Annotated in this window: 17 protein-coding genes and 1 tRNA gene; 8 read left to right on the plus strand and 10 right to left on the minus strand. The window is 70.8% G+C overall.

Translation table 11 applies throughout. The features are described from left to right. The first annotated feature begins 15 nt into the window (after positions 1 to 15). A complete protein-coding gene (locus ASH02_RS00680; protein WP_056684551.1) occupies positions 16 to 390 on the plus strand; it encodes a hypothetical protein in 375 nt (124 codons plus the stop codon). 51 nt (positions 391 to 441) lie between these two features. Then, positions 442 to 529 (plus strand) — tRNA-Ser (locus ASH02_RS00685). 140 nt (positions 530 to 669) lie between these two features. Here the strand turns inward: ASH02_RS00685 and ASH02_RS00690 are convergent. The 3 genes from ASH02_RS00690 to ASH02_RS00700 all read right to left on the minus strand — a co-directional run bounded on the left by ASH02_RS00690 (position 670) and on the right by ASH02_RS00700 (position 2,890). Continuing rightward, positions 670 to 906, minus strand: a complete 237-nt coding sequence (locus ASH02_RS00690; protein ID WP_056684548.1) for a biotin/lipoyl-binding carrier protein — start codon at positions 904 to 906, stop codon at positions 670 to 672. A 111-nt stretch (positions 907 to 1,017) separates the two neighbouring features. Then, positions 1,018 to 2,094 carry a hypothetical protein gene (locus ASH02_RS00695; protein WP_235529984.1) on the minus strand — a complete coding sequence of 359 codons (1,077 nt, stop codon included), beginning with the start codon at positions 2,092 to 2,094 and terminating at the stop codon, positions 1,018 to 1,020. Positions 2,095 to 2,104: 10 nt separating this feature from the next. Next, entirely contained in the window at positions 2,105 to 2,890 is a 786-nt protein-coding gene (locus tag ASH02_RS00700) for a carbon-nitrogen hydrolase family protein (RefSeq protein ID WP_056684542.1), read from the minus strand. A gap of 58 nt (positions 2,891 to 2,948) precedes the next feature. On the opposite strand from ASH02_RS00700, the gene ASH02_RS25430 reads away from it, so the two are divergent. Genes ASH02_RS25430 through ASH02_RS00715 form a run of 3 tightly spaced genes read left to right on the plus strand, consistent with a single transcriptional unit; the run spans position 2,949 to position 5,612 of the window. After that, entirely contained in the window at positions 2,949 to 3,941 is a 993-nt protein-coding gene (locus ASH02_RS25430; RefSeq protein ID WP_082563991.1) for an NTP transferase domain-containing protein, read from the plus strand. A gap of 39 nt (positions 3,942 to 3,980) precedes the next feature. Then, the gene (locus tag ASH02_RS00710) at positions 3,981 to 4,949 is read left to right on the plus strand and encodes an NAD(P)H-quinone oxidoreductase (protein WP_056684539.1); all 969 of its coding nucleotides are present in this window, start codon (positions 3,981 to 3,983) and stop codon (positions 4,947 to 4,949) included. Positions 4,950 to 5,000: 51 nt separating this feature from the next. Continuing rightward, the gene (locus tag ASH02_RS00715) at positions 5,001 to 5,612 is read left to right on the plus strand and encodes a bacterial proteasome activator family protein (RefSeq protein ID WP_056684536.1); all 612 of its coding nucleotides are present in this window, start codon (positions 5,001 to 5,003) and stop codon (positions 5,610 to 5,612) included. Here ASH02_RS00715 and ASH02_RS00720 read toward each other — a convergent pair. The 5 genes from ASH02_RS00720 to serS form a co-directional block, all read right to left on the minus strand. Continuing rightward, on the minus strand, positions 5,609 to 6,229 hold the full coding sequence (locus tag ASH02_RS00720; RefSeq protein ID WP_056684534.1) for a hypothetical protein: 621 nt from the start codon (positions 6,227 to 6,229) through the stop codon (positions 5,609 to 5,611). The genes ASH02_RS00715 and ASH02_RS00720 overlap by 4 nt on opposite strands. Before the next feature lie 14 nt (positions 6,230 to 6,243). Then, the gene (locus ASH02_RS00725; RefSeq protein ID WP_056684532.1) at positions 6,244 to 6,840 is read right to left on the minus strand and encodes a hypothetical protein; all 597 of its coding nucleotides are present in this window, start codon (positions 6,838 to 6,840) and stop codon (positions 6,244 to 6,246) included. A gap of 70 nt (positions 6,841 to 6,910) precedes the next feature. After that, a complete protein-coding gene (locus ASH02_RS00730; RefSeq protein WP_056684529.1) occupies positions 6,911 to 7,702 on the minus strand; it encodes a Cof-type HAD-IIB family hydrolase in 792 nt (263 codons plus the stop codon). Beyond that, positions 7,699 to 8,535 (minus strand): HAD family hydrolase, encoded by an 837-nt coding sequence (locus tag ASH02_RS00735; RefSeq protein ID WP_057294104.1) that lies wholly within the window; start codon positions 8,533 to 8,535, stop codon positions 7,699 to 7,701. Before ASH02_RS00735 ends, ASH02_RS00730 begins: the two co-directional genes overlap by 4 nt. Continuing rightward, a complete protein-coding gene (gene serS, locus ASH02_RS00740; RefSeq protein WP_056684522.1) occupies positions 8,535 to 9,809 on the minus strand; it encodes a serine--tRNA ligase in 1,275 nt (424 codons plus the stop codon). The genes ASH02_RS00735 and serS overlap by 1 nt, the downstream gene beginning before the upstream one ends. Before the next feature lie 115 nt (positions 9,810 to 9,924). Here serS and ASH02_RS00745 point away from each other — a divergent pair, with 115 nt between their 5' ends. Both ASH02_RS00745 and ASH02_RS00750 read left to right on the plus strand, forming a co-directional pair. Next, positions 9,925 to 11,505, plus strand: coding sequence for a diacylglycerol kinase family protein (locus ASH02_RS00745; RefSeq protein WP_056684519.1), 1,581 nt, complete (start codon positions 9,925 to 9,927; stop codon positions 11,503 to 11,505). Positions 11,506 to 11,636: 131 nt separating this feature from the next. After that, positions 11,637 to 12,122 carry a nitroreductase family deazaflavin-dependent oxidoreductase gene (locus ASH02_RS00750; protein WP_056684515.1) on the plus strand — a complete coding sequence of 162 codons (486 nt, stop codon included), beginning with the start codon at positions 11,637 to 11,639 and terminating at the stop codon, positions 12,120 to 12,122. A gap of 136 nt (positions 12,123 to 12,258) precedes the next feature. On the opposite strand, the gene ASH02_RS00755 is transcribed toward ASH02_RS00750, so the two are convergent. Further along, positions 12,259 to 12,654: a DUF4446 family protein gene (locus ASH02_RS00755; RefSeq protein ID WP_056684512.1), complete on the minus strand. Its 396-nt coding sequence runs from the start codon at positions 12,652 to 12,654 to the stop codon at positions 12,259 to 12,261. A 23-nt stretch (positions 12,655 to 12,677) separates the two neighbouring features. Continuing rightward, entirely contained in the window at positions 12,678 to 13,616 is a 939-nt protein-coding gene (gene pheA, locus ASH02_RS00760) for a prephenate dehydratase (RefSeq protein WP_056890451.1), read from the minus strand. Positions 13,617 to 13,638: 22 nt separating this feature from the next. Between pheA and ASH02_RS00765 the strand changes: the two genes are divergently transcribed. Continuing rightward, the gene (locus ASH02_RS00765) at positions 13,639 to 14,244 is read left to right on the plus strand and encodes a TMEM165/GDT1 family protein (protein WP_056684505.1); all 606 of its coding nucleotides are present in this window, start codon (positions 13,639 to 13,641) and stop codon (positions 14,242 to 14,244) included. Positions 14,245 to 14,261 lie beyond the last annotated feature (17 nt).

The raw sequence follows: 14,261 nt of genomic DNA on the forward strand, positions 1-14,261 counted from the left end.
TCCCGGGAGGTCCGCATGAGAGACCAGGTGCAGCACGCGCTCGCGGCGCTTGCCCAGATGCTCGATGCTCCGGTGACCAACGGCACCGCTCTCGGGAACTGGCGTTGGACGGTCCGGCAACGCCTGGCCGCCGTACGCGACGGACTCTCGCTGGAGTCGGCCCAGGCCGCCGACGGGTGGCTGGTCGCGCGTGAGGGCAGCGTGCTGCGTGAGCGCACGGTGCTGATGACCAGACTGTCCGCGCTCGGACCGGCCGTTCTCGAGGCGGCCGACGTCTCCGCAGTGCGTGAGGAGCTGCGCCGGGTCGTCGCCGACATCAGCCACCACCGGCAGCGCCTCCACGACCTGGCCTACGACGAGGTCGAGCTCGAGCTCGGGGGCTCGGAGTAGCCGGCAGCCGCCCGGTTAGACTTCCCCGTGCACTCTCCCCGGAGAGGGCACGGAGGGGTGCCGGAGTGGCCTATCGGAACCGCCTTGAAAGCGGTCGTAGGGAGACCTACCGCGGGTTCGAATCCCGCCCCCTCTGCCAGTTGTCCTGACCGAGTCGATCGTGCCGGGCGTCAGTTCGGCCGTCTTCAGCTCGGCAGGGTCCAGCTCGGCCGGTCAGTTCGGCCGGTCAGCTCGGACGGTGAGTTCGGCCGGTCAGCTCGGACGGTGAGTTCGGCCGGGTCAGGGCGCGTCGAGCAGGGTGACCAGGATGTCGCCCTCCTGCACCACGTCACCCGAGGTGACGCGCACGTTGGTCACCGTGCCGTCCTTCTCGGCGAGCACCGGGATCTCCATCTTCATCGACTCCAGCATCAGCAGTGTGTCGCCGGTGGCCACCGCGTCACCGATTGCGACCTCGACGGACATCACGTTCGCCACCATCTCCGCCACGACGTCGGTTGCCTGCTCGCGTGTCATGCCCGCGAACCTACTGGCCGCAGTACGGCGCGACTACAGCGCCCCTGTGGACTCTTCGACACCTGCTGGCGGGGGCGAAGTGTCATGGACGCCGCGTTACACGCGGAGTGGTCAGCGGAGGGGGCGGAAGCGGCTCGACTCCGGACGCGAGGCGGTCTGCTCCTCCGCGCGTCGGGCGCGACTGCCTCGCGGTCCGGTCAGCGCGAGGTCGACGCGGATCACGACGTACCCGAGGCCGAGGCCCAGGATCGTGGAGTAGACGATGATCAGGGCGGCCTCGAGCCAGCCGGTCATCGGGTTGATCAGGATGCCGGAGACCGAGCAGGTCGAGCCCACACCGAACGCGCAGATCCACCAGCCCTGGCGCCGACGGGCCCGCAGGTGGGTGCCGTAGACCAGTGCCGGGACGCCCACCAGCACCTGGATCGGTCGGGGCACGGCACCGAGGTTGGCGCGCATCCAGCGGACGCCGTCGAGGATGTCGTCGACGAACTCCTCGGAGCCGTAGCGCCGGATCAGCTCGGCGTACGCCAGGGCCACTGTGAGGGCGACGGTGCCAACCGCCACGACGATCAGCCCGCGGCGGCCGAGGCCGTGCAGCCCGGCGCCGAGGCGGTAGACCAGCACGACGACGAGCATGAAGGCGAGGGCCAGGGAGACGTAGTCGTAGCGCTCGAGGGACACCGTCGGTCGGAAGCCCACGACACCGAGGGAGCCGACGCAGCCGACCACCACGGTCACGCAGACCTCACGGGCGGCGAGGCGGAACTTGCGGGCGGGCACGGTGGCCATCACCGCGAGCACACTCGAGATCACGGCGGTGAGTACGGCGGCACCGGTGCGCATCCGCTCCATGTCGGAGATCACGGTGGTCAGGCCCATCGCCAACGCGAGTGCGCCGAAGATGAACGGTCGACCCCCGGTGCGGGCCGCCAACGCCACCGCGTAGACCGTCGAGATCGTCACGGCCGCGGCCTGGTCCAGCCAGTCGGGGCCGAAGCCGAGCACCGAGCACAGTGCGGCCGCGACCGAGGCCAGCACCGCAGCCACCGCGAGCGCGATCGTGGTGGACCGGAGCCGCCCCGAGGGCGCGGACGCGGGCTTCTGGAACCGCTGTCCCATGCGCGACATCCGGGAAGGGGGACGCTCGGCGACCCGTCGACCGGTGGCGCGTTCAGGGCTGGACACGGCGCACAGGTTATCCCGGTGGGTGCCGACGGTTCGCCAGCGAGGGGTTGGTGGCCCGCGCCTCGTCGATGACCCGCCGCTCGAGACGCGCGGTGAGCACGGTCGGTTCGCCCCCGGCCTCGGCCAGCACCTCGCCGTACGGGTCGACCACCATGGAGTGGCCCGTGTAGCGCGGCGCGGCCTGACCGGCGGCCAGCACGTAGGTGGTGTTCTCGATCGCCCGGGCCCGGGCCAGCGTGCGCCAGTGGTCGACCTTGCGGGCGTGCTCGGGCTCCGTGCGACCGGGCACCCATGCGGCCGGCACGACCAGCACGTCGGCGCCCTCGTCGACCAGGGCCCGGGCCAGCTCGGGGAAGCGCAGGTCGTAACAGGTCATCAGGCCGATCCGGAAGCCCTGCACGTCGACCACGGTCGGCGTCCACTCCCCCGCCGTGAGCCGGTCGGACTCCTTGTAGCCGAACGAGTCGTAGAGGTGCACCTTGCGGTAGGAGGCCGTCGCGGCACCCCGCACCAGCAACGTGTTGAAGGGACGCGTCGGGTCGGGCGCGGTCTCGAACATGCCGGCCACGAGCGTGCGCTCCTGCGATGCCGCCCGCTCCACCGTCGTGCCGAACGGGCCGTCGACGGGTTCGGCGTACGCCGAGATGTCCTCGCCGGGCTTGCCGAAGTCTCGGGCGAAGGCCTCGGGCAGTACGACGAACGCGGCGTCGACGTCCAACGCCGCCACGAACGCGCGGTTCTCCGCGGGGTCGAGGGAGGAGGCCTGTTGCACCAGGGCCACGGTGAGAGCGTCCATGCCGTCCAGCGTGCCAGACGCCGACACGGCCGACCGGGCCGACTGGAAGGATGGGCCCATGCCACTGCCTCCCCTCGACCTCGGCGCGATCATCCTGGCCGGCGGAACCGCGGCCCGGATGGGCGGCGTCGACAAGGCGTCGATCGAACTGCACGGCCGCACGCTGCTCACCCACACGCTCGACGCCGTGATCGACGCGGGCGAGGTCGTCGTACTGGGTGACTGGGTGGCCACCGACCGTCCGGTGACGTTCACCCGTGAGGACCCGCACCACGGCGGGCCGGTGGCCGGGCTGCTGACCGGACTCGACGCCTTCGCCCGGTCGCCGCGCCTGGTGGTCGTGCTCGCCGTCGACATGCCGAACGTGTCGATGGCGACCCTGGCCCGGCTGCGCGCGGCGGTGGCCGAACGCGACGGCGCCGTGCTCTGCGATCTCAGTGGTCGACGACAGCTGGCGATGGTGCTGCGGGCCGATCGACTCCGAGCCGTGCGTCCGGCGTACGGCGAGGAACACGGCATGCCGCTGCACCGACTGCTCGACGGCCTCGACCTCGTCGACGTACCGGCCCTCGGCGCCGAGGCCCGCGACATCGACAGCTGGGCGGACCTGCGCGACCTTGCCGGTGCGGATTCAACCGTTCGGGGTCTTGCCATGAACCGCTCGGGGCACGAATCTGGAGGGGTGAACCTGCACGACTGGATCGATGAGCTGTGCGACGTGCTCGATGTCGAGCACGAGATCGACGAAGCCCTGGTGCTCGACCTCGCTCGGGTGGCGGCGCACAACGTGCAGCGACCGGCAGCACCCATCACGACGTACCTGCTCGGGTACGCCGCAGCCACGCATGCGGCCGACCCGGCGCGCGTGGAGGAGCTGGCCGGCCTGGCCAGCGGGCTGGCCGACACGTGGGAGCGTCCGGCGGATGCCCCCGACCCCGTGGACATCAACGACCCGATCCCCGACGACAGCTCGGTCGACCACAGCGGCGACAGCATCGCGGAGTTCGAGGGCGACGGCACGCCCGCCGACGAGGAGGAGCTCGAGGACTGACCGGCTCACCGACTGGGTCGGGGTCCTACGCTGGGACACATGCGTGCCGTGATCGTCGCCGAGCCCGGTGGCCCCGAAGCCCTGACCGTCGTCGACCTGCCCGACCCCGAGCCGGCTCCCGGGGAAGTCGTCGTACGGGTGGCCGCGACCGCCGTCAACCGTGCGGACACCCTGCAGCGACAGGGTTTCTACCCTCCGCCGCCCGGCGCCTCCGACGTGCTGGGCCTCGAGTGCAGCGGCACGATCGCTGCTGTCGGTGAGGCGGTCACCGAGTGGCAGGTCGGCGACAAGGTGTGCGCCCTGCTGGCCGGCGGCGGGTACGCCGAGCTGGTCGCGGTGCCGGCCGGCCAGGTCATGCCGGTGCCCGAGGGCGTCACGCTCGTGGAGGCCGCGGCCATTCCCGAGGTCGCCTGCACGGTGTGGTCCAACGTGTTCATGGTGGCCGGCCTGCAGCCGGGCGAGAAGTTCCTGGTGCACGGCGGTGCCGGTGGCATCGGCACGTTCGCGATCCAGCTGGCCTCGGCGATGTCGTCGAAGGTGTTCACCACGGCCGGGTCGGCGGAGAAGCTGACGATCTGCGCCGAGCTGGGCGCCGACGTCACCATCAACTACCGCGAGGAGAGCTTCCTCGACGTGATGAAGGAGGCCGGCGGCGCCGACGTCATCCTCGACAACATGGGTGCGAAGTACCTCACCGACAACGTCAAGGCACTGGCCACCGAGGGACGCCTGGTGATCATCGGCATGCAGGGCGGCGCGAAGGGCGAGCTCGACATCGCCCGCCTGCTCAGCAAGCGGGGCGCCGTGATCGCCACGTCGTTGCGCGCCCGGCCGACCGAGGAGAAGTCCGCCATCTGCGGATCGGTGGTCGAGCACATCTGGCCGTTGATCGAGGACGGCCAGGTGCGGCCCGTCGTGCACACCACCCTGCCCCTCGACCGCATCGCCGAAGCGCACCAGCTCATGGAGGACAGCGGCCACGTCGGGAAGATCCTGGTCACTCCGTGACGGCGGGTGGAGTCACTCCGTGACGCATTGGGTGCCGGATAGGGTGAGCCCATGAGCGAGAACCAGCCCGAGGACCACGTCGTCGTCATCGGCCCGGACGGCCAGCCGATCGGCTCGATCCCCGCAGACGCGCTGACTCCGTCCGCGGTGAACGCCGCGCAGCGTGAGGACGGCGAGGGTGGCGAGGACGACGAGAAGCACATCACCGAGCTGGTGGAGCAGCCGGCCAAGGTGATGCGCATCGGCAGCATGATCCGCCAGCTCCTCGAGGAGGTGAAGTCGGCGCCCCTCGACGAGGCCAGCCGCAACCGCCTCAAGGAGATCCACCAGTCGTCGATCAAGGAGCTCGAGGCCGGTCTGGCACCCGAGCTGATCGATGAGCTGGAGCGGCTCTCACTGCCGTTCGCCGAGGGCACGCCCAGTGAGAGCGAGCTGCGCATCGCGCAGGCCCAACTGGTCGGGTGGCTCGAAGGTCTCTTCCACGGCATCCAGACCGCGATCTACGCCCAGCAGGTCGCCTCGCGCGCCCAGCTGGAGCAGATGCGCCGCGCGCTCCCGCCCGGCATGCTCAACCAGGCCGCCGCCGGCCAGGAGCAGGGCGCGCCCGGTGAGGGCGCGCCGGAGCAGCAGGGCGAGGGCCCGGCGTCCGGCATGTACCTCTAGGAGGTACGCCGGGCAGTGATCGTGCCGGCGACCAGAGCGATCAGCACGACCCCGCCGATGAACGGCCAGGCCGGCAGGCCCTCGTCCGGATCGTCGGCGTCGGCACGCACGGCGTGATCGGGAGACGGTGACGCCGCCACCTGTCCCGGACCGATCGCCTTCTCGATCCGCGCCAGCGTGGGCTTGGCGGCGGGCTCAGAGCCGCTGCACGATCCGGTGAACACGACGTCGTCGCCGGAGGCGTCGTCGCCGCGGCCGGCGTACACGCCCTGCGACGTGGTCAGGAACAGGTAGGGAGTGCCCTCGGGCACGTCGAGCCCGCACGCGGAGGGCTGCGCGTTCGTGGCCACGCGCATCACCGGCGAGACCTCACCCTTGTAGGCCCGGTCGACCGCGACCGTGAACACGCGGTGCTGGGTGCCGGCCGGGGCGTCGACCGAGGTGACCGAGCCAGTGAAGACCTGGTCGGCTCCTTCCACGAGCCGAGACGTCGGGACCATCGCGCACGAACAGGCCTGCGCGGGCCCGCCGAGGAACACGAGCGAGGCGGCCGCCAGCGCCAGCACGGCCAGGAGCCGGCCGAGCAGGGCGCTGTGCAGCCCAGGGAGTCGGGACACCCGCCCAGGCATGGTCACGCGCGTCGGGAGCGACCGAGGAAGCGGGCCAGCACGAGGACCACCCCGCCGATCAGGGCGAGCAGCAGCCCGGGAGCTACCGCCTTGGTGGCGCCGGGGGGCGCGGAGTCGTCGACACGCTGGGTCGTCACCTCGGTCTCCTCCGGGGTGGTCTGCTGGTCGGCGGGGAGCGTGCCCTTGCCGAGCACGCCCTCGACGTCGGCGCGCACCTCGGGCGAGATGGCCTGCGTGCCCTGCCAGCTGCGGGCCTGGAAGTCGGCCCCGGTCACGGACCTGGCGACGAAGAGGTAGCGGCTGCCCTTCCTGACGCCGACGAGCCCGCACTTGTCGCGCTTGGTCGGCGAGCTGACGGTCACCTCACTGGTCACCCGGGCACCCTTGTAGACCCGGTCGACCTTGACGACGTACAGCGTGGTCACGCCGGCGTCGGCCGGGCTCGCGGTGACCTGCGAGACCGTGCCGGTGAAGACCGCGGTGGCCTGCTTGAGCTGCTGCGGTCGCTGGGGCGCGGGCGTGTCGCAGGCGTACGCCGTCGCCGGGCTGAGCGCCACCCAGCCGAGTGCGAGCAGCACGAGCACCATCAAGCGCCGCATGGTCACCTCCAGGATCGTTGTCAGGTCTCAGCGTCTCAGGTTAGACGGGTGGGCAACACGAAGGGGTTCCTCAGAGCGCGAAGAGGCGGGCGAGTGTCGTGGCGACACCGTCGTCGGAGTTGCCGGGTGCGACGTGGTCGGCCACCCGGCGTACGGCGGGGTGTGCGTTCTCCATCGCGTACGACGTGCCGGCCCACTCGAGCATGGGTACGTCGTTGGGCATGTCGCCGAACGCCACGACGTCGGCGGCGTCGATGGAGAGCTCGTCGCACAGGCGGGCCAGCGTGGTCGCCTTGGTGACGCCGCGCGCCGACATCTCCAGCAAGGAGAACGACGACGACCAGGTCACCTCGAGCTGGGTGCCGACCAGCTCCTCGGCCCGGCGCCAGTAGGTCTCGGGGCCGATCTCGTGGTGGATCGCCAGCAGCTTGACCACGGTGTCGTCGAAGATCGACTCGAGCGGGCCGGTCGGGATGCCGAGCGGCTCCCGGTGCCGACCCATGAAGCCCTCCTCGCGGGCGAAGCCGCCGGTCTTCTCGAGCGCGAAGAACGTGCCCGGCACCGCCTTGCGCAGGGTGTTCGCCACGGCCAGCGCGGTGTCGCGCGGCACGGTCAACGCGTTGCGCACCGTGTGTGTCGCGACGTCGTAGACGATGCCGCCGTTGGAGCAGATCGCCAGTCCGTGGCCGCCGACGTCGGTCCAGAGCTCGTCCATCCAGCGGATCGGGCGGCCGGTGACGAAGACGACCGGCACACCGAGGGCCTCGACGGCCAGCAGCACCTCACGGGTGCGGTCGCTGACCTTGCCGTCGGGGTCGAGCAGCGTTCCGTCGAGATCAGTGGCGACCAGTCGCGGCGTCATCCGAAGTAGAGGTCGAGCTCGGCCGCGGCGCCGTCCCGGTCGACCGGCAGCGTCACGTGGTCGGCTGCGGCCTGCACCTCGGGCACGGCCTGGCCCATGGCGACGGAGCGCCCCGCCCAGGCGAACATCTCGAGATCGTTGCGGCCGTCACCGATGGCGAGGGTGTCGCCGGCGTCGATGCCCAGCTCGGCGGCCACGTGGGCCAGGCCGGACGCCTTGGAGATGCCCTGGGGGGCGAGGTCCATCCAGGCGGTCCAGCCGATCACGTAGTCGGTGCCGTGCAGGCCGAGCTTCTTGGCGAGCTCCTGGAAGTCGTCGACCGTGGCATCGGGGTCGCGGATGATCACGCGGCTGACCGGCTCACCGACGAGGTCGGCCACGTCGGTGATCGTCATCTCGCCCGAGAGCTCCCCGTCGGGGAACAGCCGGTTGACCCGGTAGCCCCTGCCGCGCTCCTCGACGCCGACCAGGGCGGTCGGGTGGTGCTCGAGCACGGCGGCCACGGCGCCCGAGGCGTCGAAGGTCTCCTCGTGCACGACCTCGACGGGCGGGTAGCGCAGCACGACCGCACCGTTGGAGGCCACGATCCAGGTGCGGTCGCCGCCGTCGAGGGGCAGCCCGAGCTGGTCGGCGATCGGTGTCATGCCGTGGAGCGAGCGGCCGCTGGCGAGCACGATGTGCGCACCCGCTGCGGCTGCCCGTCGTACGGCCTCCACCACGGTGGGGGTCACCTCACCGTGCACGGTGCCGGAACCCTCGACCCAGCGCAGCAGCGTGCCGTCGATGTCGAGGGCGATCAGCTTCGGCGCCCAGCCGCGGTCGGGGCTGAGCACTAGACCACCGGCTCCAGCACTTCGCGCCCCTGCAGGAACGGCTGCAGCGCCTTGGGCACCCGCACCGAGCCGTCGGCCTGCTGGTGCGTCTCGAGGATCGCCACGATCGCCCGTGGGATCGCGGTGAGCGTGCCGTTGAGCGTCGCCACCGGCCCGGTCCCATCGTCGAAGCGGCCGCGGATGTTGAGGCGGCGGGCCTGGAACTCGGTGCAGTTGGAGGTCGAGGTGAGCTCGCGGTACTTGCCCTGGGTGGGGATCCACGCCTCGCAGTCGAACTTGCGCTTCGCGCTGAGGCCGAGGTCGCCGGCGGCGGTGTCGATCACCTGGTAGGCGAGCTCGAGCTTGTCGAGGAACTGCTTCTCCCAATCGAGCAGGCGCAGGTGCTCGGCCTCGGCCTCCTCGGGCGTCGTGTAGACGAACATCTCCACCTTGTCGAACCAGTGCACCCGGATGATGCCCTTCGTGTCCTTGCCGTGCGAGCCTGCCTCCTTGCGGAAGCAGGGGCTGAACGCGGCATAGCGACGCGGCAAAGTCTCGCCGTCGAGAATCTCGTCGGAGTGGTACGCCGCCATGGCGACCTCCGAGGTGCCGACGAGGTACATGTCCTCGCCCTCGATGCGGTAGACGTCATCGGCGGCCTGTCCCAGGAAGCCGGTGCCCTCCATGGCCCGCGGCTTGACCAGCGCCGGTGCGATCACCTGGGTGAAGCCCATCTCGCGGGCCTGCTCCATGGCCAGGTTGATCAGCGCGAACTCCAGCTCGGCGCCGATGCCGGTGAGGAAGTAGAACCGGCTCCCCGAGACCTTGGCGCCGCGCTCGAGGTCGATCGCGCCGAGCAGCTTGCCGAGCTCGACGTGGTCGCGGGGCTCGAAGCCCTCGGCGGCGAAGTCACGCGGGGTGCCGACGGTCTCGAGCACGACGAAGTCGTCCTCGCCACCGGCCGGCGCCTCGTCGGCGGCCAGGTTCGGGATGCTGAGCAACGCCTCCTGCCACTCGGCCTCGGCCGCGGTCTGCGCCGCCTCGGCCGCCTTGACGTCGGCAGCCAGGATCTTGGTCTTCGCCAGCAGCTCGGCCTTCTCGTCACCCTGCGCCTTCGGGATGAGCTTGCCCAGCTGCTTCTGCTCTGCGCGCTTCGCCTCGAACGCGGCGATCGAGCTGCGTCGGGCCTCGTCGGCGGAGAGCGCACGATCCACGACGTCGTCAGAGAGTCCGCGCTTGGCCTGGGCAGCACGCACGCGGTCGGGTTCGTCTCGGAGGATGCGGGGATCGATCATGCGGGCAAGGCTATCGGGAGGGTGGTCCGCCGGTCGCGCCGAATACCCGGTTGGCCCCGGGGTGACGGCATACTTTGGGGCTGACCGCCCAGTAACCCCACGAAACGGCCTGCCTGTGATCGACCGCCCACGCGCCATCATCCTGAGTTGGTCCGCGCTCTGCTTCGGCTTGTTCGTGCTCATCACGGTGCTGGTCACCAACGCCTGGGGGCCCCTGCACGAGCTCGACCACGACGTCACCCGCTCGGCCGCCGAGTGGACCCGTGACCGCGGCGCCCTGCCCGACGTACTGCACGTCCTGGAGCTGGCCACCGGCACCATCGCCAGCGCCGTCGCCACGCTGCTGGTCGGCGTGCTCCTGTGGGTGAAGGGCCACCACCGGGCCGGGCTGTACGTCGTGGGGGTGGTCGCGTTGACGATGGCCTCGGTGCACACGCTCAAGTGGGTCGTCGACCGCGACCGGCCGAAGTGGTGGGTCCCTGAGGAGCAGCTGACCAACGGCTCGTTCCCGTCCGGGCACGCGTCGTACGCCGCGGCGATCGGTGGGGCGCTGATCGTCATCTCGGTGATGCTCGTACGCCGGCGCGGACTACGGCACCTGACCGTGTGGGCCCTGGTGCTGGCCTTCCTGCTGATCTGCGCCGACCGGCTGCTGCTCGGACGCCACTTCCCGAGCGACCTGGCCGCCGGACTGCTGCTGGGTGCCGGCTTCGTGCTGCTCGGGCTGGCCTTCTACTCCCCGCTCCCGAAGAGCACGGCACTGACCACGGCGCCCCTGGTCGCCTCGGTGCCCGCGTCGAGCCGTGACCTGCACGTCGTCCTGAACCCGATCAAGGTCGAGGACGTCGGGCAGTTCCGCGCGATCGTGTCGTCCATGGCACGCGAGGCCGGCTGGTCCGAGCCCTCGTGGCACTACACCACCGTCGAGGACCCGGGCACCGGCATGGCCCACGCGGCCTCCGTCTCCGGCGCCGACCTGGTGATCGTGTGCGGCGGCGACGGCACGGTGCGCGAGGTGTGCGCCGAGCTGGCCGGCACCGGCATCCCGGTCGGCATCATCCCGGCCGGCACCGGCAACCTGCTGGCCCGCAACCTCGACATCCCGCTCTACATCCGCTCCGCGATCGACGTCGCCCTCAACGGGCAGGACCGCGCGATCGACATGGTCGAGGTCTCCGGCGACGGCATCGAGGACTCGCACTTCATGGTGATGGCCGGCATGGGCTTCGACGCCGCGATCATGGAGGGCGTCAACGAGGACATCAAGAAGCGGGTGGGCTGGCTGGCCTACGTGCTGTCGGCGTTGAAGTCGCTGATGTTCCCCGCGGTGAAGGTGGAGATGTCGGTCGACGACGGGCCGGCCACCGTGCACCGGGCCCGCACCGTGCTGGTCGGCAACGTCGGCTTCCTGCAGGCCGGCATGCCGCTGCTGCCCGACGCCTTGATCGACGACGGTGTGCTCGACGTGGTGCTGCTGCACCCCAAGAAGTTCCTGTCGTGGATCCCGCTGGCGATCCGGGTGCTGACCAAGCGGTCGAAGACCGACGAGACGATCGAGCGCTTCACCGGCCGCAAGGTCGTGGTCCGCGCCGCCGCCGACACCCCGCGTCAGCTCGACGGCGACTCGATCGGGTCCGGCCGCGAGCTGGTCATGGAGTGCATCCACGGCCGCCTGCTGGTCCGCGTCCCCCGCTGACCCGCCTCCGCTCCCCGACCCCTCCCCCGTCCCCCCGGTGTAACGCGGGGTTACGGTCGCTCCACACGCGTTCTGACGCGGGCGAACCGTCAACACCACCGCACAAGTGCCGCGGCACTAGGCTGCCCGCCATGTACGACGTCTACGCGCGGCTGGTCCGGCCACTCACGATCCTCCTGGGCAGCCAGCCGTGGCTGCCCCGTATCAACAAGCAGATCGTCGCGGTCGACCGGTTCCTCCAGCGAGTCACCCGGGGTCGGATCGGACTGGTCAAGCTGGGTGGTCTCACCGGACTGATGCTGACGGTGGCGGGCGCCAGGAGCGGCGTGCCGCGTCGTACACCGTTGCTGTGCGTGCCCCACGACGGGGGCTGGCTGATCGCCGGGTCCAACTGGGGCGCACCGAGGCCGCCGGCCTGGGTGGGCAACATCGCTGCCGCCTCCGACGCGTCGGTCAACTTCGAGGGGCGGTCGTACGCCGTCGTGCCCCACGAGGCCGTCGGCGCCGAGCGTGAGGAGCTGTGGGCAGTGATGAACCGCACCTGGCCCAACTATGCGAAGTACGAGCAGCGCACCGATCGCACGATCCGGGTCTTCCACCTGCGCCCGGTCGGCTGATCCCGCTCACCTCTCACGCCGCACGACGGCACTTGTGCGGTGTCGTAGACGGTTTGCCCGCGTCAGAACGCGTGTGGAGCGACCGTAACCCCGCGTTACTCCGGGGGGCGGGGGGACGGCGGCGGCGGGTTTCGGGCTACGGGCGGGCGTGCCCGATCGCTTCCTCTTCCTCCGGGGAGAGCTGCTGCTCGCACTTCCACGACGCGATGCTCTTCGCGTAGGTGCGGGCCTCGCTGCGCCCGTGGATCGAGGTGACCACGACGCCGTGACCGCCGTCGTCGAGCAGCGCCATCGACCAGCTGAGGTGACCGCCCATGTCGCCGAACGCGTCGTAGCGCACGACGGCGAGGTGCTTGAGCGCGTCGGTAGCCTCCCGACGAAGCGCCGCGACCTCCCGACGCAGACCGTGCACGTCCTCCGGCAGGGCGGCCTCACCTTCCCCGTTGCCGATCACGCGGCGGCGGGTCGTCAGGGACACGACGAGGGCGACTGCGGCAAGAACAATCGCAAGACAGGCAAGGACAATCTGCATGCCTCGCAGCCTAGTGAGGAGAGTCAGTGACCATCGCGCAGGCGCGCGAGCCAGCGCTCGGCTTCCCGGAAGTCCGCGTCGCCGGTGCCCGCTGCGATCTCCGGTCGTACGCCGTCCACGCGGGCGTAGGACCCGAGGAAGCGCACGTCGTCGCACATGCGGTGCAGGCCCATCAGCGCCTCACCGACCCGGGCCTCACCGATGTGTCCCTCACAGTCGATCGAGAAGCAGTAGCGGCCCAGGCCCTGGCCGGTCGGTCGGGACTCGATCCGCGACAGGTTGACCCCGCGCAGTGAGAACTCCTCGAGCATCTCCAGCAGCACGCCGGGGTGGTCGTCGCGGATGAAGGCGACCAGCGACGACTTGTCCGCACCGGTCGGCGGCGCCGGAGCCCCGGGCCTGGTGACCAGCACGAAACGGGTCTCGGCGTCGGCGGTGTCGCCGATCCGGTTGGCCAGCACCGCCAACGGGTAGTGGCTCGCCGCCAGTGGCGCGGTGATCGCCGCGTCCCACTCGACTCCGCCCCCGACCAGCCCGGCAGCGGCCGCGGCGGTCGACGACGTGTGCACCACCTCTGCGTGTGGCAGGTGGGTTGCCACCCAGCGCCGGGTCTGCGCCGCAGCGTGCGGATGCGTGGCGACGCGACGGATGGCCTCTGCCGAGGTGCCCCGCCGGGCCAGCAACGAGAACTCGATCGGCACCGTGATCTCGCGGGTGATCATCAGCGGCTCACCGGTGGCCAGCTCGTCGAGGGTGACCGGCACCGAGCCCTCGACGGAGTTCTCGATGGGTACGACGGCACCCGCCGCCTCGCCGTCCCGTACGGCGTCGAGCGCCACCGTGACCGTCGTGCACGGGATCAGCTCGGCGCGATCGGCGGCCGGCAACGAGCGCGCCGCCTGCTCGGTGAAGGTCCCCTCGGGGCCGAGGTAGGCGTAGCGGGCTGGGGGAACTCCGGGCATGGCCACAGGATAGGTTCACCGCATGGATCTGGTCGTGGCCGCACTCGCCTTCGGCGCCATCTTCGTCGTCGAACTGCCCGACAAGACGTTCATCGCCACCCTGGTGCTGAGCACCAAGTTCCGGCCCCTGCTGGTGTGGATCGGTGTCGGCCTGGCGTTCTTCGTGCAGACCCTGATCGCCGTGCTCCTCGGCAAAGCAGCCGGTCTGCTGCCGGCCGACGCCGTGCACATCGGCGCGACGGTGATGTTCCTGATCGGGGCCGCCCTGCTCTACCGCGAGGCCGCGAAGGCCGACGCCGAGGAGGCCGAGACCGAGCAGGAGTTCGCCGAGAAGGCGGGCACCGCCCCCAAGCAGGGCCTGGCCGCCGTCGGGGCCAGCTTCCTGGTGCTCTTCGCCGCCGAGTGGGGCGACCTGTCGCAGCTGCTGACCCTCTCGCTGGTCGCGAAGTACGACGACCCGGTGAGCGTCTTCGTCGGCGCCTGGGGTGCGTTGCTCGCGGTCAGCGGACTCGCCGTGATCCTCGGCCGGGTGCTGATGAAGTACATCTCGCTCAAGGCGCTGCACCTGCTCGGCGGCACGGTCTGCCTGCTGCTGGCCGGTTTGACGATCTACGAACTGCTCAGCTGACCCTGCCGGGACTAGAG

This window comes from Nocardioides sp. Soil796, assembly GCF_001429525.1.
GTDB lineage: Bacteria > Actinomycetota > Actinomycetes > Propionibacteriales > Nocardioidaceae > Nocardioides.